The organism is Geobacillus sp. CAMR5420, assembly GCF_000691465.1.
Taxonomy (GTDB): Bacteria; Bacillota; Bacilli; order Bacillales; family Anoxybacillaceae; genus Geobacillus; species Geobacillus thermoleovorans.
In genome coordinates this window covers 80,447-102,391 of the sequence record NZ_JHUS01000032.1, presented here as the reverse complement: position 1 = coordinate 102,391, position 21,945 = coordinate 80,447, and the positions used below count along the sequence as shown (strand labels likewise).

The window sequence follows — 21,945 nt, the reverse complement described above, 5'->3', positions numbered from 1 at the left end:
CCCGACAAGTCATTCGCTGTCTAGGCGCCTCGCCGCGTCCGCCCGCCAATGCGCCCGAAGCCAGTCAGCGCACCGCTTCCGGTTCCACATGGACGTGCGTCGCCCGAATGTTATGCCGGTTTCGCATCAAACGCTCGACTTCATCAGCGATTTCATGACTTTTTGCCACCGTCAAATGCGAGTCAACGCGGATCGTCACTTCCAGCACAATGTCGTTGCCTAACATGCGCGCTTTAATGTCAGCGACATCGCGCACGCCGCTCACCGCCGCGATTTCGTCTTTATAAACGGCGAGCTGCTGTTCATCAAAACCGTCGGTGAGCGTATGCGCCGTCTCCATAAACACCTCCCACGCCGTCTTGCCAATCATCGCCCCGATCACAAGCGCCGCCAGCGGATCAAGCCATGGCCACCCAAGCCGCGCGCCGGCGATGCCAATGGCAGCGCCAATGCTCACCAGCGCATCCGATAAATTGTCTTTCGCCACGGCCGCCAGCGCCATGCTGTTCGTCCGCCGCGCCAGCCGGCGATTGATTGCATAAACGCCAATCATAACGGCCGCCGAGGCGAGCGCAACCACAGCCGCTAAAACGTCAGGAGCCGCTGCCTTTTCCTTGCCGAACAGCGAGCGGATGCCGCTTGTGATCACGTCAATGCCAATGGACATCATCAAAAAAGCGGCCAACAGCGAGGAGATGTTCTCCGCCCGCGAATGTCCGTACGGGTGGTTGCAATCACGCGGTTTTTTAGCGATTTTCATGCCGATATAGACTGCCGAGGAAGCGATAATATCACTCAAATTATTCCAACCGTCCGCTTCCACCGCATCCGAGCCGAACACCGCCCCAGCCAACAGCTTGCCGGTCGAAAGGAGAAGATAGACGAAAATGCTCAGCAGTGCGCCCGCCTCGGCTCCTTGTTTTCGATCCACTTTCTTCACCAACCTAGCCATCTCATTCTTGCACGTATCAGTGTACCAGCTTGAAGCCGGTTGGGTCTACAGCAAGAAAATTTCCTTTTTTCATAAGAATAGGGACAAGCAAATTTTTTTGTCTAAAGGCAAAATCGAGCGCATTTGCGTATGATAAACCAAGTCGAAACAAAAAAAGGAGAGGAACAGATGTCTGCATATTTAGACTGGTTGGCGGACATGGGGATCGATGGCGCTCACCCAGGCGGTTTTGAGTTAACAAAACAAATCTTACGTAAACTTAAGATCGACCGTTCGACATCCGTGCTTGACGTCGGCTGCGGCACCGGACAGACGGCGGCTTATATCGCCGAACAGTACGGGGCCAACGTCACCGCCATCGACATCCACCCGACGATGATTGCCAAGGCGAAACAGCGTTTTGCCTCCAAGGCGGTCTCAGTCCGTTTGCATCGCGCCTCGGTCGAAGCGCTCCCGTTTCCCGCCGGGACGTTTGACCTTGCGCTTTCTGAATCGGTGCTTGCTTTCGTTTCATTGCCAAACGCGCTCGCCGAAATCCGCCGCGTGCTCAAAAACGATGGCCTATTCGTCGGCATTGAAGCGTGTCATGAGCGGCTGACCGCCGCCGAGCAAAAGCAAATCGCCGCCTTTTACGGCTTCCGTCAGCTAATGACATCAGCGGAGTGGAAAGAAGTGCTCGAACAAAGCGGCTTTGGCTGCCGCCAGTTTTCCTACGCGGCTGCAGCCGAAGCGCCAAGCCTTGGGGCACCCATCGTCATCGCCCTTCCGCCGACACCGGAGATGGCAAGCATGTGGCAGATGCACCAACAGTTGACAGCTCAATTCGGCGACCGTCTTGGCTATTGCGTCTTTTGCTGCGAACCATAGCTGGCAAGAAAAACGGCGTCCTCGACGAGACGCCGTTTTCACACTTTTTTCACTACTTTGAAATATTCTTCAAGCGTCAAGCCGCGCTTTTTGATCACCGCGGCCGCCTTCCGCCCAACATAGCGGAGATGCCACGGCTCATACTTGTAGCCGGTCACCGCTTCCTTTCCTTTCGGGTAGCGGATGATGAATCCGTACTCGTGCGCATGGGCGGCTACCCATTGCCCTTCTTTTGTCGCCCCGAACGATTGGGTCAGCTGACAGCCGGCCGAGCGGCTGCTGATATCGACCGCCAGCCCTGTCTGATGCTCGCTCTGCCCTGGGTGAGCGACCGCTTGAACCGCTTTTTCCTTCCCTTTTTGCCGCACTTCTTCAGCAAAAATCACCTGCTGCCGCTCGTATGAACGATAAGCGGACACGGCCACCAGCTCAATGCCATCACGGCGTGCGGCGGCAAACATCTCCTCAAGCGCCGCGGCCGCTTCGGCCCGCATATGCCGTTTTTCCGCGTTCGGGTCAGCACACACAAACGGCACGCGCGGCACGACCAAGTCCGCCGGCTTATAGCCAGGCGGGAGCGACTGTTCTTTATTGACGAGCACCAAAATGTTGTCAGGGTTTTGAATCACTTTTTGTCCGTTTTGCACCTCGACGATGTTCCAATATTTCGCCTCGAGCTGCAAATCGGGATCGACGGGGCCCTCGCTCGTTTTCCCCTGTTGATAATCGCTTGGGTGCACCGCGCTTTCCGGCGGCTGGCCGGACGGGCCGGCCGCACCGTTGCTGCCGCTCTCCCCTGTTTGGCAGCCGGCGAGCAGCAGGCACACCAACATCGCCGCTTGCCATCGCTGGTTCATGTTCCTTCTCCTTTTCTGTTTTCCCAGGCCCAAGCGCCCGGCATCCCAATCACGCGCCATTGCGGATCGCCGCTTCAAGCGCCACTTCAATCATCTCGTTAAACGTCATTTGCCGCTCCTCAGCCGTCGTTTCTTCTCCGGTGAGAATATGGTCGCTGACCGTCAGCACCGACAGCGCCCGGCAGCCGAATTTCGCCGCCAGCGTATAGAGCGCCGCCGTTTCCATCTCGACGGCCAATACACCGTAGCGCGCCCACGTTTCCCAATTCGGTTCATCATTGTAAAACATGTCGGCGGTGAACACATTGCCGACTTTTAGCGCCAGCCCTTTTTCCACACCTACTTCATACGCCGTCCGCAGCAGATGGAAATCGGCGGTTGGCGCATAATCGCGGCCGCGGAAAATGAGCCGGTTCATGTTGGAATCGGTCGACGCGCTCATCGCCAAAATGACGTCGCGGACGCGCACATCCGGCTGAATCGCTCCGCACGTTCCGACGCGGATGAGCGTCTTTACGCCGTAGCTTTGGATCAGTTCGTTCACATAAATCGAAATGGACGGCACGCCCATGCCGGTCCCTTGCACGGAAATGCGCTCCCCTTTATACGTCCCGGTAAATCCGAGCATGCCGCGCACTTCGTTGTAGCATACCGCTCCTTCCAGAAACGTTTCGGCAATGTATTTGGCGCGCATCGGATCACCCGGCAGCAAAATGCGCTCCGCGATCTCCCCTGTCTTCGCTCCGATATGTACGCTCAATGGGATTCCTCCTTTGGTTTGAACGATCGTTGTCGGGCCATGCCCTCGTCTATCATATCATATGTTTGCGGAAAATGGCAGTCTTCCTTCGAGTAGCCGAGGCGGCGAACGGGCATACTATGTGTGCCTGCCCGAGGAGAAAGGAGGAAAAGACCGATGAAAAAGAAACTCGAACAAGCGGTGGAATACGCCAACAAAACCAATCCATCGTCCAAATCAAACAATCAGCCGTCCACATCGAAAAAGGAAAAGACCAAATTCTAACATCATTCCGAAAGAAGTCTCCCACTTCGAAACGTGAAGGTGCACGAGCACCCGTCCATGTGGGAGATGAATGTTGGCCGGCAATCGCTGTCGGATCGAATCACATGTTGTTCAAACGGGCACCTTCGAAACGAAGGGAAGCGGAAAGGGTCCTTGTGCGGCTTGTCGTTTGGCACATATGCAAATCGCTGAAAGCTCCCCCTATGCACTCGCGTAGGTGGGTGAGTCGTTTGCGGGGGAGCCGCTCTCTTTTATGATGTTTTGGATCGGCGGTAATCGCTGCGATGACGGCGCGCCAAATACCGCTCATTGATATACAGCACCTTTTTGTCTTTGCTGCGCGTATATTTTTTCTCGCGCTCGCGCCGCCTGGCGACAAGCCAACAGGAAAACAAATACAGTGGAAAGACGAGCTGCATCGCGCCGGCAAAGACATACCAAAAACCGTTGATATCGGCCAAATCGCGCAAGTACACGTCGATGCCGCTGAGCCGATAGTACATGTCAGCAACGATGGCAGCGATGATGACGACGTTGACCGCATGGAGAAGGGGCACGCTTCTCCAGCGGAACAAGAGTCGCTCAACTTGCCCTTTGACCCAAAGCAATGCCGCAATCGAGACGACGCACAAGAGCAGCGACAGCGCCAGTGCGGCCATCGTTTCGCCCCCTTCCCTCTTTTCTCCTGCGCCCGCCGCATGATGCCGCCTGCAAACATTTTCCGTCGATGAACCGCCGCCAGACCGCATACACTAACGACAACGACGGTTCAAGGAGGGAAAACGATGGGCAAAAAACACCGCAACCGCATTAACGGGCAGAAAAAGAACAACCATATTCCAAAAGAAGCATTGATCGCTGAAGATGAGGCGCATGCCAAAGAATATTCCGCCGCCGGCGGCCGGAAAAACGGTCCGGGCCATCACGACAATCCAGAATCGTGACAAACCGCAGAAACCCTTGTGCGATACAAGGGTTTCTATCGCGGTTCCGACGGCTCGGATTCGTCCCAAGCAAGCGTGACGACTTTTGTATATTCCCCGCGTTCAATTTCCTCTTTTGTCGCTCTTTCATTCAGCTCCTCATCGTCGTCGATGCCCGGGGCCACCGTCGGCATGTCGCGCCGCCGTTCGTCATGTTCCATCAAGTCCGCCCCCTTTCCTTTCTTATCCGTTCCCGAAACAAGGGGGCTTTATTCATATTATATCATCTCTAGCTCTTGCTGGCGACTATATTTTTGAATATTCGGTCAACAGATGAGCTGTCGTTCCACTTGTTTCCATCCGTCTGGACAAAGGCGATAGTACGTCTGTCCTTTCCGCCCTTCATCGATCAGCACAACGTCCCCAGTCCGCATAAATCGAGCTTGACAGTTTTTCGGCATCAGATCGGCGACATTAAACATCCGATACAACACCGCCAGCACTTCATCATGTCCGGCCGCCGTCACCGTCATGCGGCACACTTGCCGGTAGCCTTTCGTTTCCCCAAAGCGCGGTGTTTGAAAAACGACCGCCTCATATGCACGTTTTGTCATCCACATCCGTTTCCCCCATAAACGAACCATTGTTTTCCTCTCCCTTCTCCCAATAAATCGGCCCTCCGCGCCCCATACTATGGTTGATGTCGAATTCGATCGCGAATCGTCTTCGGAGCCGAGACAAACGTGTATTATACTTATTTGGTGATTTGGCGTGCCGATTCCTTCAGCAAACGAGCACTCCTTTTGTCGAAACGATCGCGGTCTTCTGACAAAAGTCCACAAACGATGCAAAGGAGAGACAGCCTGATGCCGACTCGCCCGTTCGCTTGGCTGCGCCATCCGCTTCAGTATGCCTACCGTTCCTTTTTGTACCGTCATCCGGTCCGCCTCGCCGATGACGGCCTGCTTCGCCGGATGGCCGCCCGCGCAACCGTCCCGACTAACGGACCACTCAGCGCGGAAGAAAAGGGCATTGTTGCCGCCATTCGGCGGAAAACGGCGGAACATAACCGCAACAACGTGACGCGCACGGCCGCCTACTTGGCGTTTTTTGAGCGCCATCGGGAAATCCATTGGGCGTTTTTAGCCCATCTCGTCTCGCGCAACGGCGGTTGGAACATGACTGATTTGCGCGGCGGCCTTCTTCCGCTTTTGCTGCCGGAACAAATCGTTGCGCCGCTTTTTTTGTTTTTAGAGCGCGCCAATGCCCTCATTTTTCATGACGCCTATCCGCAGCTTTTGCTGTACGAAGAAAGCAAACGGAGGGAGACGCCGCTGTTTCATTTGTTGCCGGCGTTAGCGGTGTCTTCGTTTATGAAGCCGATGTGGGAACATTTTTGGGAAACAGAGAATGCCGCGCTTCTTACGGTTGCTCTTATCATCAACGAGCAGCAGTACATCCAGCTTCGCGTCATCGAACATCCGTTTTTCCGCACCCGCGTGCTGTCGAGCTGGCCGTTTATTGCCGAGCAATGGCTCGGGTTCAACGATGTGCTCATCCCATATGCCAAAGGCCGCCGCGTGGCGCTTGCCGGAACGACGGTGCGCGATTTCGCCGACGTCCACCACCGCGTCCATATCGGCAAAATGCTGTACAGTCTGCTGCTGTTTGACGCCCGGCTGTTTCGCGGTGCCTGCCGCTTTGCCCGCTGCGTCCCCCACAGCGGCTCACGCGCCGACTTCTGGCCGCAGTCGTTCACTGAAACGCCTGATGGGCGCCGCCTTTACAGCCCCCGCCTTGAGGCAGCTTGGCCGGATCTTGCGCACCCGTTCCGCGACGATCGCGATTGGTTCACCGATGAGGCAATCATGCAGGCGCTTGAAACGCTCCCGCTTCCGGCCTCGGGCGACATGACCAACCGCTACGAGCGGCATTTGGCCATGATGAAAACGGCCGCCATCGCGGCGGCCAAATCAACTTTATCATAAAACGACGAGGACTACTCCCCGTCGATGTCAATCTCTTCATCGATGATGCATTTTTCAAGCAAATAGTCAAACGTAATATCCGCGAGCTCCTCAAGCTCCTCTTGCGTTGGCACAAAGCCGCGGCGGATGAGCTCTTGGTAAAAAAACTCAGCGATTTCTTCCGTATCGATAATCACTTCAATTTCCTTCACCGCATCTCGCCCCCTTTGTAATGTTGTATGTCGCCGCCTTCCGTTTTATGTCAAAAATCATGTTGTACTATTTTTTCTGTCTCCCCCATACATATGTACCAACAAAACAAAAAACACGGAGGCGGACAAAATGGACAAACTCACTGCGATCGATAAAATGATGGAAACAGTTGTCAATGGGTTGGGCGCGATCGTCATCTTCGCCGGCATTCCTTATTTTCTTTTTATTCTTTATCAATTTCTATCCTGGTGATCGGCGATTGCCCGCAAACGTTTAACAACCGTTTCCATCATCCGTTGATACTGTTCATCGCCGAACCATTCATATAACGCTTTATAATCGTTGTACATGTCAAGGAGCTCGTCGACCGACGGTCCTTTCTCTCCGCTGTCGGCCGACGGCAATAGAAGCGACGATTTCACCGGTGCGGCGATGACAATATCTTGCACGAGCGTAACGGACGTCTCCTCCCCCTCGGCAAGCGGAATGATGTCTTCCAGATGGACTTCGATCTCCCAACCATCCGTCAGCCGTTTCAATTCGTAAATCGTCTCTTCCCATCCTTCCCCGTAGTAGCGGTAAATTTCCGTCCGCACCCCGACGACTTTGAACAAATGGCTGCCATAATCGCGGACGCGGACAATTTCGCCGAGAAAAAACGGCAGCTCAATTTCAATTTCTTCCGCGATCCATAAATCGCCCGTAAACTCAGACAATAAAACGAGCGCTTGCTCAGCAAACAAGCTATGGCCATGGTTGATTTCGTATAAAAACGTGCCGTCGATCTGCTGAATATCGGTGACGGTTCCGACCGTTCCGTACAATGTATTGACGACGATGTCACCGACGGAAAATTTCGGGCGTTTCGGCGCGCTCATTGGCATCTCCACCCTTTGGAACAAATGGTTAGTATAGTATATGCATGCAGAGAAGGGTGGACACCTTCAGCCGCGCGGAAAAAGCTATTTGAAATCGCTCCCAATTCATGAAATGGGAACGCTTCCCTAGTTACGCTTCATGCAAAAATTGCTCCCATAGTTCATCAAACACAACCATGCTTTCCAAATAGTCACCGTTAAGCTCCAAATAGCCGCTCAGTTCTTCATAGTCCGCCGACCCTTTCGGAAAGCTGTGATCTTCATACGCTCCGTTCGCAAACCGGGCGACCGGATCTTCCTGGTGCCCATGGCGGAAGCGCAGCAAGTAACGGTAGAATGACTTTGCCATGTCCCCCATCCTCTTCCTTTCCTTTTGTTGCTATTATAATGAGCTTTTGGCTGTTTGTGAAGCCTTTTTTCGCCGCTTGTATTGCCATCGTACGCGTCGGGTTGGCTTTTCATGCCAAAAAAGCGCGTTGAACGGCGCAATAGGGGTTCAATCCGCTTTCTCGTCAGAGCGCAACGGAAGGCCAAGTCCACCGTCCTGGCATGCGCTCCGCTTCTCGCCAAGGCTTGCTATGCGCCATCGTGACGCCCCATCTGAAACGGCATGGGGCCTCCCATGCCTCCCGCTTCGCTAGGTCTTGCCCTCGGTGAGCGCACATACAAAAAGCCGCCATCTTCCGGCGGCATCGTTCATGATACGACTCCGGCTTGCGGAGCCGGGGCAAATTCGATCTCAAATCCAAGGTCCTCAAGCATTTGATAATCGGCTGACTTTTCTTGCCCGGCGGTCGTCAAATAGTCGCCGACAAAAATCGAGTTGGCAGCATACAGCCCAAGCGGCTGAAGCGAGCGCAAATTCACTTCCCGTCCGCCGGCGATGCGGATTTCTTTTGTCGGATTCATATAGCGGAAAAGGGCCAGCACTTTCAAACAGTAACGCGGGTTTAATTCGTTCGTGCCGGCCAGCGGCGTGCCGTCGATCGCATGCAAAAAGTTGACCGGAATGGAGTCAGCGTCAAGCGCCCGCAAGCTGCGCGCCATATCGACGACATCCCGCTTCGTTTCTTTCATGCCGATGATGACGCCGGAACAAGGCGAAAGGCCAGCTTCTTTCACCGTTTCCACCGTCCGCACCCGATCGTCGTATGTATGGGACGTCGTAATGTTCGGATGGTGCTGCTTCGACGTGTTGATGTTATGATTGTAGCGGTCCACCCCCGCCTCTTTCAGCCGCGCCGCCTGCTCCGGCTTTAATATTCCGAGGCAGGCGCACACTTTCAGACCGAACCGCTCTTTAATTTCCTTGACCGCGGACACAACGGTGTCGATCTCTTTATCGCTCGGCCCGCGGCCGCTGGCGACGATGCAGTACGTCCCAATGCGCAAACGGTGCGCTTCTTCCGCGCCGCGCAACAACGTCTCTTTGTCGACCATTTTATACGTTTTCACCGGCGCCGTCGATACGGCGGACTGCGAACAGTAGCCGCAGTTTTCCGGACAGAGGCCGGATTTGGCGTTGATGATCATGTTCAGCTTCACTTTGTTTCCATAATAGGCGGAGCGAATCCGGTACGCCCCTTGCAGCAAAAGGAGCAGCTCCTCGTCCGGACAATCCAATATCGCCAATGCTTCCTCATCGGTCAGCTCGTGGCCTCCCAACACTTGCTCGGCCAACACCAGCCAGTTTGCCATCTCTCCTCTCCCCTTTCCATATCATTACATTTATCGTAACGGACCGACTGTATATTTGTCAACTATATTTTCATTTCGGTTTACTCTTAATCCGTCCGCCAGCAGAGGGCAAAAAAGACAGGCTCCCGTTTGAAGGTGCCTGCCCTCGGTTCCTCACCTAATGCGTCAATTTCTCGACGATGTCGCGGGCGATCCAAACGCCGCAGGCGCTCGCCTGAGCGAGGCCGCGCGTAATGCCGGCGCCGTCGCCGCCGACATACAGCCCGGCGATTTCTGTTTCAAAGCGGTCGTTGAGTTTTGGACGCGCCGAGTAAAACTTCGCCTCAACGCCGTAAAAGAGCGTATGCTCGGACGCCAGCCCTGGAGTAACATGGTTGAGCGCTTCCGTCATTTCGATCAAGCTTTTCATCGTGTTGTACGGCAGGACGAGGCCTAAATCACCCGGAACCGCTTCTTTTAACGTCGGTTCGATGAACCCTTCTTTGATCCGCTTTTCCGTCGATCGCCGTCCTTTTAAAATGTCGCCGTATTTTTGGACGATGATGCCGCCGTTGGACAAAGCGTTCGCCAGCCGAGAAATTTCATGGGCGTATTCGTTCGGCTTGTCAAACGGATCGGAAAACTTATGTGAAACAAGAAGGGCAAAGTTCGTGTTGTTGCTGCCGAGCTTTGGATCTTTGTACGCATGGCCGTTAGCAAGCATAATGCCGGAATGGTTTTCGACGACGACATGTCCGGACGGGTTGCTGCAAAACGTGCGCACTTGCGTCCCAACCGACGTGTTGAAAATGAATTTCCCTTCATACAGATGTTCGTTAATTTCTTGCATGACGATGTTCGATGTTTCCACACGCACTCCGATGTCAACCTGATTGTTGATCATCCGCAAACGGCGCTTGCGCAAGATTTTGCTCAGCCAAACCGAGCCATCGCGCCCCGGAGCGATGACGACTTTTTCCGCTGTCAACGTTTCGCCGTTTTTCAGCACAACGCCTTTCACTCGATGGCCGCTCTCCGTCCGCTCGGTCACGATATCATCCACTTCCGTTGTAAAGCGCATCGCAATCCGCGCGCGCAAATATTCAAAAATGCTTTTCAAAATTTCCAAGTTTTGCTCTGTGCCCAAATGGCGGACGTACGCGCGCAATAGCTTCAGCCCGGCCGCATAGGCGCGCCGTTCGATCTCTTTCACCTTGTCCGTCATCGGGTCGGTGATCGATGTCGTCGCTCCGTGCTTCAAGTTGATCTCATCGACATAGCGGATGAGCTCAAGCACGGTCGAAGCCGGCAAATAGTCGGTCATCCAGCCGCCGAATTCGCTCGTGATGTTGAATTTGCCGTCCGAATACGCCCCCGCTCCGCCGAATCCATTCGTGATCGAACAGGCCGGCACGCAGCCGGCATAGTCTTTTTTGCCAGCCGGCGGCGGACACTTTTCAATTTTTTTTTGCAAAATCGGACAATTGCGTTTATATATATCGTGCCCTTTATCGATCAAGAGCACGTTCGCTCCAGGGAGTTTGAGCGTCAGTTCGTAGCAAGTGAAAATGCCGGCCGGCCCGGCGCCGACCACGATCACATCGTAATGATTGTTCATGATCCATCCCTCATTTCTCATGTTCCATTCGAAAGTATACGGAACATTTGGCGGTTCGTCAAGAAAAAAACGAACTTTCTTACCGAATATAACGAAAAACGTTCGATATAATAGAGAGTTGTATAAAGCCAAAAAAATTGGTATGGTGGTAGAGAATGAATAGCGGGGAGGGAAAGGGATGCGCTTTTTCGTGAAACATTTTCTGAACGGCATGCTGACGATCGTGCCAATTTTACTCGCCGTCTATGTGTGCTACAAAGTGTTCGCCGTTTTGGATGGGCTGCTTGGCCAATACGTCCGTCCGTATTTGGATGGCCGCTACATTCCCGGCCTAGGCCTATTGGCGACCGTCGCGCTGATTACCGTCTGCGGCTGGCTGTCGACGCAATACGTGAGCGGCCGCCTCATTCGGCTCATCGACCGGTTGCTTGAAAGCATTCCCTTGATGAAAACGGTTTATTCCGTCGCCAAAGATACGATCGCTTCCTTCGTCGGGGAAAAACGATCGTTTTCGCAAGTCGTGCTCGTCACGATACCGGAGAGTGGCTGGAAATGCCTCGGCTTCATGACGATGGATGATGTCGGCGCTTGGCACGATCCTCTCGCCAACTACGTCGCCGTCTATATCCCGCAGGCGTTTCAAGTCGCCGGGCTCACCCTGCTCGTCCCGAAAGAGCAAGTGGAAGTCGTCGACATCTCGCCGGAAGAGGCGATGAAATTCATCCTCTCCGGCGGTGTGGCCGTCCGAAAGCTAAAACGGCTGCCCGAGTGACAACGGGCAGCCGTTCGCATGGCCATCCAAAACGCGCCTGGCCGTCAAAAGTATCGCTTTTTCCAAAAGATGTACGCCGTCGCCGCTGACAGTGAACCGGCGAGCGCCATCGCGATCAAAAAGGCGTACGGAGAGTGTTGGTACGGAATCGGTACGTTCATGCCGTAGAAACTCGCCACCATCGTCGGCAGCGAAATGACAATCGTAATGGCCGTCAAAAACTTCATCACAATGTTTAAGTTGTTTGAGATGACCGAAGCGAACGCGTCCATCATGCCGCTTAAAATGCTGCTGTATACTTCGGCCATTTCAATCGCCTGCTTGTTTTCAATAATGACGTCCTGCAGCAAATCTTGGTCATCTTCGTACATGCGCAAATAATTGAGGCGCATGAGCCGCTCCATGACGATGTTGTTCGCCTTCAGCGACGTCATGAAATACACTAAGCTTTTTTCCATGCTGAGAAGCGAAAACAGCTCCTTGTTTTTCATCGATTGGTGCAATTCTTTTTCGATTTCGCTCGTCCGCCGATTGATTTGCTTCAAGTAGCGCAAATAATACGTTGAAATCATGTACAGCATTTGCAACGCAAACCGCGTCTTCATAAACGTGTAAAAGTTTTTGATTTTGTTTTTGGAGAATTCTTCGAAAATCGGATTCTCCTGCAAACAAACCGTAATAAAACACGTGTTCGTAATGATCATGCCGATCGGAATCGTCTCGTAAATCGGGCCGTCCACTTCATCATGGGCGACAATCGGAATGTCGACGATAATGAGCACATGGTTGTCTTCCTTTTCGACGCGCGACCGCTCCTCGTCATCCAACGCGTCTTTGATCGAATCGATCGGAATGTCCAAATGGTGGGCGATGTAGCGAATTTCTTCCTCTGTCGGAGCGACGAGGTTGATCCAGCAGCCGTTTTCGATCCGATCAATTTCGCGCATTTTGCCGCTGGCATCCGACAAATACATTTTCATCATTTGGCATCCTTCCTCCTTTTTACGCGAGGAAGGCGGCGCCTCTTCCTTTCCGTCCGGAGCTCGTTTTCGTATGATGAGCAGCGGGCGGGAGAAGGAACAGGCCGCGTTCCCCGCTGTATTCCGGCTCCGGTTCGTTCGGGCTTGAACTACTCATATACGAAAACGCCACTCCTTTCAAAAAAGATGTCCCTCAAGTAATGATAGCGCGGACCGGCCCGTTTGTATAGTAGTTGCCATAAAAAAAAGCAGCCTACTGGCTACTTTATTCAGTAAAACGGTGCAATGTTCAAACGTCGCCCGTCTCGGCTGCTTTATTCACTCGATGGTGTCGTGTTGAAAAAGTCAGGCGCCTGTTTGCCCGTTTGCCGGCTGTCCGAGCGGCGCGGATGCTTTTCATTGCTTTTCCCCATCAGTCCGTCGGATTCGTAGCTGAGCGGAAACGTCCGCTTTTTGCCCACCGCCCTCACCCCCTTCGCTTTTACTGTTTGCCGCCAGCCAGCGTTTTACTCCAACCGATGAAAACAAGGACGCCGCCACTTTATGGAAAGCGCTTCATCCTAAAATTGTCAGCTAATGTTCACACAATCGTTTTACCGGCTCTTCTCGATTCGCTTATAATAAACAAGTGAGGAGGGGAAGCCATGAATATCACTATCACAAAAAAAGCGTTTGATTGGTACAAGCGGGAGCTCGGGCTGAAACCGGGCGATGCGATCCGCTTTTTTGCCCGCTACGGCGGGTGCAGCGCCGTGCAAAAAGGGTTTTCGCTTGGCATGGCCAAAGACGAACCGGCGGACAAGCCGGCGGCACAGACGACGGTTGATGGCGTCACCTTTTTTATTGAAGAGGGCGACCAATGGTATTTCGATGGACGCGATTTGACTGTGGATTTGGACGAAAAAAGCGATGAGCCGGTTTTTCTCGTCCATTGATGTCCTGCGGCGATTGAAAAAGCTAGCCTTGGCGCTCACTTTTTCGAATGATGGCGATCGTGCAACGGGAGATGCAGACGAGCTCCCCTTGTTCGTCCGTAATGCGCACATCCCACACCATCGTCGTCCGGCCGCGGTGCAACACCGTCCCTGTCGCCGTCACCGTCCCGCTCCGGACAGCGCGGACGTGATTGGCGTTTATTTCCAATCCAACAACGTTTTCCGTGTTGGGGTCCACAAGCGCGTACGCGCCGATGCTGGCGACCGTCTCCGCCAAGGCGACCGAGGCGCCGCCATGCAGCAGCCCAGCCGGCTGGTGCGTGCGATGGTCAACCGGCATCGTCGCGACGACGCGGCCTTCGCCAATCTCGACAATTTCGATGCCGAGCGTATCGATCAACGTATGTTTCGCCATTTCCTTCACAACGGCCAAATCGATCATCATTCCTTCTTCCCCCGTTTCGTGAATCGTTCCAGTTCAAAAAGCCGTCCTTCCTGCTGCAAAACGCGCGTTTGCGTCTCGCCAAGCAAATCGAAATGCGGAAACTCACCGCGCCGGTCGATCCACTCTTCCTTCAGCCCGTACTGCCGCCCCCAAGCGGCGAGTTTTTCGACATCGGCGCAGCCGACTTTCGTCACCGTCGTGCAATGCGGAAACCGTTCGTCGTACCAATAGTGGGTCAAAAAGGCGATTTCACCGCGCTTCACTTTCTCTTTCCACGCCGCGAGCTCATGTCGGCGGATGCCAAACGCCATCGCACCGCTCCCCTTTACCGCTTCGCCCGCTCATATGCTTCATGCCAGTCAGGAAAATATTTGCGGATCACGATCGGCCGAAACGTATCGCGCTTGACGCAAACGTGCTGCGACTTTCCGGTCACCGCCACCTCGCCGTCCGGGGCGAGAATCTCGTAGCCGTATGTCACGCGAATGCCGTCATAGGCGTCAATCCACGTGCGGACAGTCGCGGTTTCCCCATAACGAAGCGGCTTTTTGTACGACACTTGCAAATCGACAACAGGCGAAATGATGCCTTCTTTCTCCATGTCAGCATAATGAAAGCCAAGCTGTTTGATCAATTCCGTGCGCCCGACTTCCATCCAAACTAAATAGTTCGCGTGGTAGACGACGCCCATTTGGTCTGTTTCCGCATAACGCACTTCAATTTGTTTTTCTGCCACTTTCACGTTCGTTCTCCCTCCATTTTTTGCCGGGCCTCCTCTTCTATGTTACCATTCGCCCGTCGGCTCGCTCAAGCGGTAGACAAAAAAACGAAGCCGCCCCCGCATGAGGGCTGCTTCGTCTACTGGTAGCCGTGTTCCCGTGCAGCTGCTTCGTCTTTAATTTCCGCGCGCATTGCAGCGATCGCTTCTTCGCGGCGGCGGTTTTTCGCACGAATCTTCTCCTGTTCCTCCGGTGACGCAAACTGCATCGTTTCTTCGGCTTTTTCTATGTTCTCAATGGTGTTTTGTACCATTTCTTGCAGCTTTTCCACATTGTCGCTGCGGTCATCCGGTTTCGGACGCGGCATGAATGCTTCCTCCTTTGCGCGAGTTTCCGGCTATTCGCCCTTCGTTTGGATCACTTGGGCGTGCTGGCCGGACTGGTCTTGCATTTGTTTGCCCTTGTTTCCTCCTGCGGCTCGAGGCTGTGTGCCGATATGGTTCGGCACGAAATGTTTGCGGCTTCCTTTCGGATTGCTCATTGTCTTCGCCTCCTCGCCATCTAGTCTGTCCGCCCGGAGGACCGCTATGCATGGGTTATTCTGCTTTCTTGAGCATCCGCTCTTCCAGCTTTTTCTCAATTTTTTCGAGCGCTTCCCGATCGTTCAACAATTGCCGTTTGTTCTCGCTGATCAGTTCTTGGAGAGTCATTTTGCGGGATCGTCTCATCGCTTCAACCTCCCCTCACTTTTATTGTAATCTTATTCATGCCCAAAAAAGATAAAAATTATGACAACTTTTTGAAAAATAACGAACCACGAAGAAAGCGCCTTTCGCTGCAGCCATCTGCTCAACGAAAAAGCGCTGTTTCCTGCTCGAGCCGCTTCGCCGTCACCGGGCCGACAATTTTTCGCCGAATGACGCCGTTTGGATCGATAATATACGTCGTTGGAATCGTTTGGATTCGATATTGACGAAGCGCTTCGCCGCGCACATCGAGGCCGACTGGAAACACGAGCCTGTTCGCTTTCGCAAACCGCTCAGCGTTGTCCAACGTATCTTGCGTCGTCAAATGAACGGCAAGGAGCGCAACTTCGCGGCCATGCCGCTCGTAAAACTTGGCAAGCTCCGGCATTTCCTTTTTGCATGGCGGGCACCACGACGTCCAAAAGTTGAGGACGACCGCTTTGCCGCGCAGCGCCGACAACTTAACCGACTGGCCCCCAAGCGCCGGCAAGGTCAAGTCGGGAGCCGTCTGACCCACTTCCGGACCGGCTCCGTTTGCTTCATTCGGTTTGTCAGCCGCCATCACATTCCAAAGGCCATAGCCGGCGACAGCCAAGAACAAAAGAACGACTAGCCATTTCCGCACGTTGTCCCCTCCCTACCGGCGCCTCCCGCCGCTCTGTCCACGATTATAGCACATACGTTTGCCATTTGCCAACCATCGTGCTTAAAACGAAAAAACGAGGGGCGCGCCCTCATCATGATCGGATGTTTTTATGATCGTTTTTCATTTTCTCCGCTTCGACTTCTGCGTACGAAGCGAATTCGCTCCTCCATTCGTTAAAGCCGTTTTTCTTCTTCGCGTTGTTGTTTCGTTGGGCATTGGCATTGCCAAGTTTTGTCCGGCCCATGCGTCTCCTCCTCTGCTTCCGTCGGTTCACCTATAGTATCCGCCGGCGGCCAAAAAACTATGCATACAGCGGCTTCAACCGGCGGCCGAAACAATGGAAGAAAAGCGAAACAAACACTAGGTGAAAATCGTTGAAAATCAACAACGCTTCGACCTCATGCGGACCGAAAAAAGAAAACGAAAAGAAAACAACGGTTCCATCCGACAACACCGAGGCGTCGAATGATGTTTCAGCCCGAATCGGAGAAAACTAAGCATCGGATGACGGGTCACCCGTTTCAATCGGGTGGTCCGGATAGGAAATCCAGTCGCTGAAACTGCCGACGTACAGCCGAACGTTGTGATAACCAGCTTCGTGGAGCGCCAACACGTTCGGGCAGGCGGTGACGCCGGAACCACAGTAAACGATCAACGGCTGCCCACGGTCAAAATCGGCAAACCGAGCCGCCTGCTCGACAGCGCTTTTCCAGTAGCCGCCTTCCGTCATTCCGTCTTTCCAAAACCGGTGCACCGCTCCTGGGATGCGGCCGGCTCGGCGGTCGATCGGTTCTTCCAGGCCGGCATATCGCTTCCATTCACGCGAATCAATGAGCACAACCGAGCGATCGCGGACGGCGGCGCGCACATCCTCAACCGTCGCCAGCCATGACCGATCCGGACGCGGCCGAAACGGGCGGGACGCCACAGCAGGGACGACGTTCGTCACCGGATGCCCTTTCTTCTTCCATTCACGATAATTGCCGTCCAATACGTATACGTGGGCATGGCCGAAATAGCGAAGCAGCCACCAGCAACGCGCCGCCATCGCCCCGTCTTGGTCGTCGTAAGCGACAACGGTCACCGTTTCATCGATGCCGACCCGGCCAAACACGTCCGCCGCTTGCTCGGCCGACGGGAGCGGGTGGCGGCCGCCGTGCTCTCCGACTGGGCCCGACAAGTCGCGTTCCAAGTCCATATACACGGCACCAGGAATATGATCTTCCTGGTAAACGGCCGCTCCTTTCGCAGGATCGCCAAGCCAAAACCGACAATCAAGAATGCGCGTGTTTTCGTCGTGCAAATGGCGAAGGAGCCATTCATGGGAAACAAGCGACGCCATATGTCCTCCCCCTCTTTGTTTTTGCTGACGCCAAACGTTGTTTCTTGATCGGAACGGAAAGCAGCCAATCATCAACAGGACGCCGGCGGCGCCGACACGCTCAGCCAGCGCTCGCCATCGTCACGATCGCTCTTTCCCTTCAAGCCGGCTCACGTACTCGCGCACCATCTCCGGCGTCACGCACCGGCGCGCCGGCACGAGGCCGCTTTTGGCCAGTTCGTTCATCCGCTTCGTCACTTCATTGATCCCATCAACCGTAAACGACTCGCCGCGGCGGCACCGCTCGACCGCTTCGTCGATGAGCCGCTCGCGCTCGGCGTCGAGCATAGCAAATTGCTTCAAGATGGTATGCTGTTTTTGCACATGGGCAGTGATCGCGTGATGCACTTCGCTCAATGGTCCTCGTCCTTTCCTGCTTCTTTTTCCATCAAACGCCGGACGTTCGGTTTCGGCGTCCAACAGTTGAACCGATAGTTCGGTTTCGTCGCATAGCCGAGCCGGCGGCAATACGTGTACAGCCCGTCGGCTCGCTTTTCTATACGGTAGTGGATGCATGTAGCGCAAGCGTGAAACCGGTTCATCAACGCGCCTCCCCGACGCGGCCCGAAAGAAGGCCGCGAAGCGCCGCTTCGATGCGGGCGAGCGCCTCATGATCCGCCGCTTCGGCGAGCGCGGCAAGCAAGCCCTCCATATAGCTGTCGACTTGTTCCGCGAGAGCGGCCGAAAGTGCGGCGACGGCAGCCTTGTATTGTTCTGCGTACGTCGCCACAAGCCGCTCTTTTTGCTCAGCCAAATAGGCGTCGATCGGCTCGACAAGCGCCGCCTCAATTTCCTCTTTCATCCGCCGCTTTTCGTCGCGCTCAAAAAACGATTTGGCGTTTTTATACAGCGAAAGCGCCTTGGTAAACCGCACCCGGTCTACATCCCCAAGGGCGTTGGCAAACTCCGGCGCCGAAAAGGCAAACGGCTCAGGCGGCGTGAGCGCGAGCGCATCATCGAAACGACGAAGCTCATGGAATAGGCGCGAGAACTGCTCGGCCAGCTGCTTGTGCAAAAACGACTCAACACGCAAGCTCGTCGCCCGCAACTCTTGGGCCAAATCAAAGCCAACCGATGCGAGCAACTCGTCGAGGCAACGCTCAAGCGCCCGACGCGCCGGGCCTTGGTCGTCGCGGAGCACCGCCGGGTTGAACGCCTCCTTAAACACATCGTTGAGGCGGAAAAAGACGCGCTGCTTGACGTAATAGAGCAATTCGTCGACTTCCTGGCGAAGCGCCTGCCGGCCGTAGGCATCATCAATGCCAGCAAGCACGGCGTGCATCTTCGTTTTCACCGCCTCAAGCGCCTGCCGTTTCTCCGCTTTTTCCGCTTCGCTTTGCCCAGCGGCGCGCGCGAATTCCTCTGCCGCCCGCCGCGCCCGCTCAAGCTCGGCATATGCGCTCTCGACGGCGACTTCCGCCAGTTCTTCCGTTAAGAAGCGGAAGAAGTCGGTTTCAAAGGCAGACAAGCCGGAGTCCGCCAAGACGCCGCGCGGACCGGGCTCGGCCCCCGTTTTTTCCGCCAGCGCCAAGCGGCTTGAGAGCGCATAAAGGCGCGGGAAGCGGATGCCAAAGCGCGCCAGCTCTCCGTTCATATAGGAAATGACGGCCTCAAGCTCCTCTTTCGACTGGGCCAAATCAGCCGCATTGATGACGAAAAACATTTTATCAAGCGCAAACGTGTCTTTCACGCGCCCAAGCTGAAGCAAAAACTCGCGGTCTGCTTTCGAGAACGCATGGTTGTAATACGTCACAAACAACAACGCATCAGCATGCTTCATGTAATGAAACGCCACTCCCGTATGGCGGGCGTTAAGTGAATCCACCCCCGGGGTATCGACAAGCGTCACCCCTTGGCAGGTGAGCGGACAGTCGGCGTACAACACGACCTCATCTAAGAAACATGACACCGCTTCGTCAGCGACATACGTCTCGAGTTCTTCCCAACCGATGGAGACGATCTCCCCGAATCGACCGTTCATCCGCTCATAGCCGGCCGCGGCAGCTGCCAAAAAAGCCACATGCGGCTTTTGCGCCGGATGTTCGGCTCCCGATTCGGCCAGGCGGGCGCAAAGGCGGAGCGCTTCATCCCATGTATCCGCCTCATGGCCGCACTGCCGAAGCGACGATTGCACATCCGCCCAAATTTGCAGTTCGCTTTTTACCTTGACCACCGCCGTGCCGTGCGGGTGCTTGTGATCGGGCGGGGCGATTTTGCTGATGGCGGCGGTTGTCGGGTTGGGCGACGATGGCAGAAGCGGGGCGCCGAGCAAGGCGTTCGCCAGCGACGATTTGCCGGCGCTGAAGGCGCCAAACAAGGCGACGGTAAACGATCGCTCGCGAAGCCGACGCGCCTTGTCGCGCAATGGTCCAGCGAAGCGGCCAAGCAGTTCGGACCGTTCAAGCCAAGCCGCCGCCTCCTCAAGCCGCTCGGCCGCCTCTTCGCTCCGCTGTTTTCTGCCGCTTGAAAGCGTCCGAGCTTCGTCCGCTCTTTCGCTCACTCCGAGGCCGGCCGCTTCCTGACCGAGCGCTTGCTCTTTGACGGAAAGATGGCTTGTTTCCGCTGGCTTGGATGCTGCTTGCGGTTTTGCCGTCTCGGCATGACGCGCTTTCCGGAAGACTGGCGGCGCCGTCAACGCGGCGAGACGGTTTTCATCAAGCGATGCAGACTCGCATGGAGCAGCGATCAGCTGCTCGAACGCACGCCGGCGCTCGTCCCGCTCGGCTCTGAGGCGGGCAAGGCGGGCGGCGAGCTCCACTTTTTCGCGCGCCGCCGAAAGCTGTCCGTTCAATGTTTCTGTTTGGGCGGCCGCCCGTTTGGCGATTTGTTCCTTCAGTTCGGCAAACAAGGCGAGCGCCGAGTCACGGTAGCGTTTTTTCAGCGCCGCCGCCACCTCATCCGTATAATTTAATAGCGCGGCGCCGCTTGATTCCGCCCCTTGTTTAACGAGGCCGGCAAGCATCGTCTCATCCCACTCCGCCGTCCATTGCTGGCACTCGCTGAACCAATCGTCATCAGCATGCCATTCTTTCCCAAACTGAACAAGGAGCTGGCGGACGTGCCATTCGATCTGCGCCGCCGCTTGCGCTTTGACGCTTTCATAAAACGCCTCAAGCCGCCGCTTGCGCTCTTGCTCCGTTTTTGTCTTCGCGAACAACAAGCCCACTTTGAAATTCGGCTGCATCGCCTGCAAGTACGCCTCAGCCCGCTCCCTCGTCTCAAACGGCATCACGTACGCGTTTTGCAGCACGCGCTCAAGCTCCGAACGGAACGCCTCCTCCGCCCGCGACGGCGCTGTTTGCCAATCGGCAAGCTCCGCCTCAAGGCGATCGAGCTCCGCGATGGCCGCCGCCTCGTCATCGGCGCCGCCAAGCGCCTCGAGGCGCGTCTCAATCGTTTGCTCAAGCAGCTCGTGCCGCGCGCGGAGATGCTCAAGATGGCCGTCCGCGATCCGTTTTAACGCCGACTCGGCGCCGCGGACGAGCCATTCCTCCTTGTCGGCAAACAACCGGCGCAAACAAGCGACAAGCTCATGCCATTCGTTGTGCGGATGTGACGGGTCTTTCAGCGACAAGAAAAACAAACGGGCCGCCTCAACTCCCCAACGCCGGAACGCCTCGGCGGCCGAGGCGCGAAATTCAGCGAACGGCAGCTCGTCGTCGCGATGTTTATCGATTTGGTTGATGATCAAATAAACGGTCTTTCCTTCATCTGTTAATTGCTTCGTAAATTGGAAGTTTAATTCCGCCTGCACATGGTTATAATCCATGACGTAAAAGACGACATCCGCCAAATGAAGCGCTGACTCCGTCGCCAGCCGGTGGGCGTCATCGGTCGAATCGATGCCCGGCGTATCGAGGATCGCGACCCCCGGCGGGATGGCGTCCGTCGTTCGGCTGATTTCAATCCATTCGATCGTCTCCCCGTCCCGGCATTGGGCGCGAATCAAGTCCGGGTCGTACGGCGGTTCATACTCGACCGGCTCATCGCGGTGGAAAAAGACGCGCACATAGTCCGGACCGGCTTTCACTTTGACGAGATTGGCGCTCGTCGGAATCGGGCTGGACGGCAGCATCGGCTCGCCGAGCAACGCGTTGATCAAACTCGATTTGCCGGCGGAAAAATGACCGCAAAACGCGACAATGAGCTCACCGGATGCCGCTTTTTCGATGAGCTGCTTCACTTTGTCCGCATGCTCCTGGTCATCCGCGGACTGAAGCTGATCGTGCATGTCGATCATTTTCGAAAGCCACAGCCGCAATGACGGCCGCTCAATCGCAATATGCCCCATGACCAAAACCCCTTTGTCTCCCTCAATGTCATTTACATTCATTTTACTGCATTT

32 protein-coding genes are annotated in these 21,945 nt (G+C 55.1%); 6 read left to right on the top strand and 26 right to left on the bottom strand.

What is annotated here, in order from left to right; all coding sequences use genetic code 11:
• Positions 1-64: 64 nt before the first annotated feature.
• Positions 65-952: a cation diffusion facilitator family transporter gene (locus DI44_RS08645; RefSeq protein WP_031213137.1), complete on the bottom strand. Its 888-nt coding sequence runs from the start codon at positions 950-952 to the stop codon at positions 65-67.
• A gap of 168 nt (positions 953-1,120) precedes the next feature.
• On the opposite strand from DI44_RS08645, the gene DI44_RS08650 reads away from it, so the two are divergent.
• Complete coding sequence (locus DI44_RS08650; protein ID WP_011231077.1) at positions 1,121-1,819, top strand: class I SAM-dependent methyltransferase; 699 nt, start codon at positions 1,121-1,123, stop codon at positions 1,817-1,819.
• A 38-nt stretch (positions 1,820-1,857) separates the two neighbouring features.
• Here DI44_RS08650 and DI44_RS08655 read toward each other — a convergent pair whose 3' ends face one another.
• The 3 genes from DI44_RS08655 to DI44_RS08665 all read right to left on the bottom strand — a co-directional run bounded on the left by DI44_RS08655 (position 1,858) and on the right by DI44_RS08665 (position 4,359).
• Positions 1,858-2,676, bottom strand: coding sequence for a M15 family metallopeptidase (locus DI44_RS08655; protein WP_011231076.1), 819 nt, complete (start codon positions 2,674-2,676; stop codon positions 1,858-1,860).
• Between the two features lie 49 nt (positions 2,677-2,725).
• Positions 2,726-3,436 (bottom strand): purine-nucleoside phosphorylase, encoded by a 711-nt coding sequence (gene deoD / locus DI44_RS08660; protein WP_014195705.1) that lies wholly within the window; start codon positions 3,434-3,436, stop codon positions 2,726-2,728.
• Between the two features lie 515 nt (positions 3,437-3,951).
• The gene (locus tag DI44_RS08665; protein WP_011231073.1) at positions 3,952-4,359 is read right to left on the bottom strand and encodes a hypothetical protein; all 408 of its coding nucleotides are present in this window, start codon (positions 4,357-4,359) and stop codon (positions 3,952-3,954) included.
• Positions 4,360-4,485: 126 nt separating this feature from the next.
• Here DI44_RS08665 and DI44_RS19175 point away from each other — a divergent pair, with 126 nt between their 5' ends.
• A complete protein-coding gene (locus tag DI44_RS19175) occupies positions 4,486-4,644 on the top strand; it encodes a hypothetical protein (RefSeq protein WP_008879283.1) in 159 nt (52 codons plus the stop codon).
• 35 nt (positions 4,645-4,679) lie between these two features.
• Here the strand turns inward: DI44_RS19175 and DI44_RS19170 are convergent, their stop codons facing one another.
• Both DI44_RS19170 and DI44_RS08670 read right to left on the bottom strand, forming a co-directional pair.
• Positions 4,680-4,844 carry a hypothetical protein gene (locus DI44_RS19170; protein WP_011231072.1) on the bottom strand — a complete coding sequence of 55 codons (165 nt, stop codon included), beginning with the start codon at positions 4,842-4,844 and terminating at the stop codon, positions 4,680-4,682.
• Positions 4,845-4,949: 105 nt separating this feature from the next.
• The gene (locus DI44_RS08670; protein ID WP_013145439.1) at positions 4,950-5,267 is read right to left on the bottom strand and encodes a hypothetical protein; all 318 of its coding nucleotides are present in this window, start codon (positions 5,265-5,267) and stop codon (positions 4,950-4,952) included.
• A 222-nt stretch (positions 5,268-5,489) separates the two neighbouring features.
• Between DI44_RS08670 and DI44_RS08675 the strand changes: the two genes are divergently transcribed.
• Positions 5,490-6,611 (top strand): DUF2515 domain-containing protein, encoded by a 1,122-nt coding sequence (locus DI44_RS08675; RefSeq protein ID WP_033025284.1) that lies wholly within the window; start codon positions 5,490-5,492, stop codon positions 6,609-6,611.
• 11 nt (positions 6,612-6,622) lie between these two features.
• On the opposite strand, the gene DI44_RS08680 is transcribed toward DI44_RS08675, so the two are convergent.
• Positions 6,623-6,802 (bottom strand): YozD family protein, encoded by a 180-nt coding sequence (locus DI44_RS08680; protein WP_011231069.1) that lies wholly within the window; start codon positions 6,800-6,802, stop codon positions 6,623-6,625.
• 130 nt (positions 6,803-6,932) lie between these two features.
• Here DI44_RS08680 and DI44_RS19650 point away from each other — a divergent pair, with 130 nt between their 5' ends.
• Positions 6,933-7,055, top strand: a complete 123-nt coding sequence (locus tag DI44_RS19650; RefSeq protein WP_268892789.1) for a hypothetical protein — start codon at positions 6,933-6,935, stop codon at positions 7,053-7,055.
• Here DI44_RS19650 and DI44_RS08685 read toward each other — a convergent pair.
• The 4 genes from DI44_RS08685 to DI44_RS08700 all read right to left on the bottom strand — a co-directional run bounded on the left by DI44_RS08685 (position 7,037) and on the right by DI44_RS08700 (position 10,976).
• Complete coding sequence (locus DI44_RS08685; protein ID WP_033025280.1) at positions 7,037-7,681, bottom strand: hypothetical protein; 645 nt, start codon at positions 7,679-7,681, stop codon at positions 7,037-7,039. The two genes, DI44_RS19650 and DI44_RS08685, sit on opposite strands and share 19 nt — an antisense overlap.
• Before the next feature lie 130 nt (positions 7,682-7,811).
• Positions 7,812-8,030, bottom strand: coding sequence for a YozE family protein (locus DI44_RS08690; RefSeq protein ID WP_033025324.1), 219 nt, complete (start codon positions 8,028-8,030; stop codon positions 7,812-7,814).
• 347 nt (positions 8,031-8,377) lie between these two features.
• Positions 8,378-9,379 (bottom strand): biotin synthase BioB, encoded by a 1,002-nt coding sequence (gene bioB / locus DI44_RS08695; protein ID WP_011231066.1) that lies wholly within the window; start codon positions 9,377-9,379, stop codon positions 8,378-8,380.
• Positions 9,380-9,536: 157 nt separating this feature from the next.
• Positions 9,537-10,976 carry an NAD(P)/FAD-dependent oxidoreductase gene (locus DI44_RS08700; RefSeq protein WP_033025279.1) on the bottom strand — a complete coding sequence of 480 codons (1,440 nt, stop codon included), beginning with the start codon at positions 10,974-10,976 and terminating at the stop codon, positions 9,537-9,539.
• 178 nt (positions 10,977-11,154) lie between these two features.
• Here DI44_RS08700 and DI44_RS08705 point away from each other — a divergent pair, with 178 nt between their 5' ends.
• On the top strand, positions 11,155-11,748 hold the full coding sequence (locus tag DI44_RS08705) for a DUF502 domain-containing protein (protein ID WP_033025278.1): 594 nt from the start codon (positions 11,155-11,157) through the stop codon (positions 11,746-11,748).
• Positions 11,749-11,792: 44 nt separating this feature from the next.
• On the opposite strand, the gene DI44_RS08710 is transcribed toward DI44_RS08705, so the two are convergent.
• The 3 genes from DI44_RS08710 to DI44_RS19165 all read right to left on the bottom strand — a co-directional run bounded on the left by DI44_RS08710 (position 11,793) and on the right by DI44_RS19165 (position 13,189).
• Positions 11,793-12,731: a magnesium transporter CorA family protein gene (locus DI44_RS08710; protein ID WP_033025277.1), complete on the bottom strand. Its 939-nt coding sequence runs from the start codon at positions 12,729-12,731 to the stop codon at positions 11,793-11,795.
• Between the two features lie 19 nt (positions 12,732-12,750).
• A complete protein-coding gene (locus tag DI44_RS19645; RefSeq protein WP_275651041.1) occupies positions 12,751-12,885 on the bottom strand; it encodes a hypothetical protein in 135 nt (44 codons plus the stop codon).
• 157 nt (positions 12,886-13,042) lie between these two features.
• Complete coding sequence (locus tag DI44_RS19165) at positions 13,043-13,189, bottom strand: hypothetical protein (RefSeq protein ID WP_013145445.1); 147 nt, start codon at positions 13,187-13,189, stop codon at positions 13,043-13,045.
• Between the two features lie 183 nt (positions 13,190-13,372).
• Here DI44_RS19165 and DI44_RS08715 point away from each other — a divergent pair, with 183 nt between their 5' ends.
• Positions 13,373-13,663 (top strand): HesB/YadR/YfhF family protein, encoded by a 291-nt coding sequence (locus DI44_RS08715; RefSeq protein ID WP_033025275.1) that lies wholly within the window; start codon positions 13,373-13,375, stop codon positions 13,661-13,663.
• A 22-nt stretch (positions 13,664-13,685) separates the two neighbouring features.
• On the opposite strand, the gene DI44_RS08720 is transcribed toward DI44_RS08715, so the two are convergent.
• The 12 genes from DI44_RS08720 to DI44_RS08765 form a co-directional block, all read right to left on the bottom strand.
• Entirely contained in the window at positions 13,686-14,105 is a 420-nt protein-coding gene (locus DI44_RS08720; RefSeq protein ID WP_033025322.1) for a hotdog fold thioesterase, read from the bottom strand.
• Entirely contained in the window at positions 14,105-14,419 is a 315-nt protein-coding gene (locus tag DI44_RS08725; RefSeq protein WP_033025274.1) for a hypothetical protein, read from the bottom strand. Before DI44_RS08725 ends, DI44_RS08720 begins: the two co-directional genes overlap by 1 nt.
• 14 nt (positions 14,420-14,433) lie before the next feature.
• Positions 14,434-14,850, bottom strand: coding sequence for a thioesterase family protein (locus DI44_RS08730; protein ID WP_013145448.1), 417 nt, complete (start codon positions 14,848-14,850; stop codon positions 14,434-14,436).
• Positions 14,851-14,966: 116 nt separating this feature from the next.
• Positions 14,967-15,194 (bottom strand): small acid-soluble spore protein Tlp, encoded by a 228-nt coding sequence (gene tlp / locus DI44_RS08735; RefSeq protein ID WP_013145449.1) that lies wholly within the window; start codon positions 15,192-15,194, stop codon positions 14,967-14,969.
• 30 nt (positions 15,195-15,224) lie between these two features.
• Entirely contained in the window at positions 15,225-15,368 is a 144-nt protein-coding gene (locus DI44_RS08740) for an acid-soluble spore protein N (RefSeq protein ID WP_011231056.1), read from the bottom strand.
• A 55-nt stretch (positions 15,369-15,423) separates the two neighbouring features.
• A complete protein-coding gene (locus tag DI44_RS17965) occupies positions 15,424-15,555 on the bottom strand; it encodes an FbpB family small basic protein (RefSeq protein ID WP_011231055.1) in 132 nt (43 codons plus the stop codon).
• 121 nt (positions 15,556-15,676) lie between these two features.
• Positions 15,677-16,198 carry a TlpA disulfide reductase family protein gene (locus DI44_RS08745; RefSeq protein ID WP_033025271.1) on the bottom strand — a complete coding sequence of 174 codons (522 nt, stop codon included), beginning with the start codon at positions 16,196-16,198 and terminating at the stop codon, positions 15,677-15,679.
• Positions 16,199-16,310: 112 nt separating this feature from the next.
• On the bottom strand, positions 16,311-16,463 hold the full coding sequence (locus tag DI44_RS19160; protein WP_011231053.1) for a hypothetical protein: 153 nt from the start codon (positions 16,461-16,463) through the stop codon (positions 16,311-16,313).
• A gap of 249 nt (positions 16,464-16,712) precedes the next feature.
• Entirely contained in the window at positions 16,713-17,561 is an 849-nt protein-coding gene (locus DI44_RS08750; protein ID WP_014195692.1) for a sulfurtransferase, read from the bottom strand.
• A gap of 120 nt (positions 17,562-17,681) precedes the next feature.
• Positions 17,682-17,957 carry a YpbS family protein gene (locus DI44_RS08755; protein WP_020279120.1) on the bottom strand — a complete coding sequence of 92 codons (276 nt, stop codon included), beginning with the start codon at positions 17,955-17,957 and terminating at the stop codon, positions 17,682-17,684.
• Positions 17,954-18,142, bottom strand: a complete 189-nt coding sequence (locus DI44_RS08760) for a hypothetical protein (protein ID WP_013145453.1) — start codon at positions 18,140-18,142, stop codon at positions 17,954-17,956. The genes DI44_RS08755 and DI44_RS08760 overlap by 4 nt, the downstream gene beginning before the upstream one ends.
• Entirely contained in the window at positions 18,142-21,891 is a 3,750-nt protein-coding gene (locus DI44_RS08765; RefSeq protein ID WP_025039383.1) for a dynamin family protein, read from the bottom strand. The genes DI44_RS08760 and DI44_RS08765 overlap by 1 nt, the downstream gene beginning before the upstream one ends.
• Positions 21,892-21,945: the final 54 nt, after the last annotated feature.

Coding starts and splice junctions, on each gene's coding strand:
- DI44_RS08650 (WP_011231077.1), top strand. CDS start 1,121: ATGTCTGCATATTTAGACTGGTTGGCGGACATGGGGATCGATGGCGCT.
- DI44_RS08710 (WP_033025277.1), bottom strand. CDS start 12,731: ATGATGAAAATGTATTTGTCGGATGCCAGCGGCAAAATGCGCGAAATT.
- DI44_RS08750 (WP_014195692.1), bottom strand. CDS start 17,561: ATGGCGTCGCTTGTTTCCCATGAATGGCTCCTTCGCCATTTGCACGAC.
- DI44_RS08685 (WP_033025280.1), bottom strand. CDS start 7,681: ATGAGCGCGCCGAAACGCCCGAAATTTTCCGTCGGTGACATCGTCGTC.
- DI44_RS19170 (WP_011231072.1), bottom strand. CDS start 4,844: ATGGAACATGACGAACGGCGGCGCGACATGCCGACGGTGGCCCCGGGC.
- DI44_RS08655 (WP_011231076.1), bottom strand. CDS start 2,676: ATGAACCAGCGATGGCAAGCGGCGATGTTGGTGTGCCTGCTGCTCGCC.
- DI44_RS08705 (WP_033025278.1), top strand. CDS start 11,155: ATGCGCTTTTTCGTGAAACATTTTCTGAACGGCATGCTGACGATCGTG.
- bioB (WP_011231066.1), bottom strand. CDS start 9,379: ATGGCAAACTGGCTGGTGTTGGCCGAGCAAGTGTTGGGAGGCCACGAG.
- DI44_RS08675 (WP_033025284.1), top strand. CDS start 5,490: ATGCCGACTCGCCCGTTCGCTTGGCTGCGCCATCCGCTTCAGTATGCC.
- DI44_RS08700 (WP_033025279.1), bottom strand. CDS start 10,976: ATGAACAATCATTACGATGTGATCGTGGTCGGCGCCGGGCCGGCCGGC.
- DI44_RS19175 (WP_008879283.1), top strand. CDS start 4,486: ATGGGCAAAAAACACCGCAACCGCATTAACGGGCAGAAAAAGAACAAC.
- DI44_RS08665 (WP_011231073.1), bottom strand. CDS start 4,359: ATGGCCGCACTGGCGCTGTCGCTGCTCTTGTGCGTCGTCTCGATTGCG.
- DI44_RS08760 (WP_013145453.1), bottom strand. CDS start 18,142: ATGAACCGGTTTCACGCTTGCGCTACATGCATCCACTACCGTATAGAA.
- DI44_RS08765 (WP_025039383.1), bottom strand. CDS start 21,891: ATGGGGCATATTGCGATTGAGCGGCCGTCATTGCGGCTGTGGCTTTCG.
- DI44_RS19160 (WP_011231053.1), bottom strand. CDS start 16,463: ATGGGCCGGACAAAACTTGGCAATGCCAATGCCCAACGAAACAACAAC.
- DI44_RS08645 (WP_031213137.1), bottom strand. CDS start 952: ATGGCTAGGTTGGTGAAGAAAGTGGATCGAAAACAAGGAGCCGAGGCG.
- tlp (WP_013145449.1), bottom strand. CDS start 15,194: ATGCCGCGTCCGAAACCGGATGACCGCAGCGACAATGTGGAAAAGCTG.
- DI44_RS08740 (WP_011231056.1), bottom strand. CDS start 15,368: ATGAGCAATCCGAAAGGAAGCCGCAAACATTTCGTGCCGAACCATATC.
- DI44_RS08725 (WP_033025274.1), bottom strand. CDS start 14,419: ATGGCGTTTGGCATCCGCCGACATGAGCTCGCGGCGTGGAAAGAGAAA.
- DI44_RS19645 (WP_275651041.1), bottom strand. CDS start 12,885: ATGAGTAGTTCAAGCCCGAACGAACCGGAGCCGGAATACAGCGGGGAA.
- DI44_RS08690 (WP_033025324.1), bottom strand. CDS start 8,030: ATGGCAAAGTCATTCTACCGTTACTTGCTGCGCTTCCGCCATGGGCAC.
- DI44_RS17965 (WP_011231055.1), bottom strand. CDS start 15,555: ATGAGACGATCCCGCAAAATGACTCTCCAAGAACTGATCAGCGAGAAC.
- DI44_RS08715 (WP_033025275.1), top strand. CDS start 13,373: ATGAATATCACTATCACAAAAAAAGCGTTTGATTGGTACAAGCGGGAG.
- DI44_RS08720 (WP_033025322.1), bottom strand. CDS start 14,105: ATGATCGATTTGGCCGTTGTGAAGGAAATGGCGAAACATACGTTGATC.
- DI44_RS19650 (WP_268892789.1), top strand. CDS start 6,933: ATGGACAAACTCACTGCGATCGATAAAATGATGGAAACAGTTGTCAAT.
- DI44_RS08670 (WP_013145439.1), bottom strand. CDS start 5,267: ATGGTTCGTTTATGGGGGAAACGGATGTGGATGACAAAACGTGCATAT.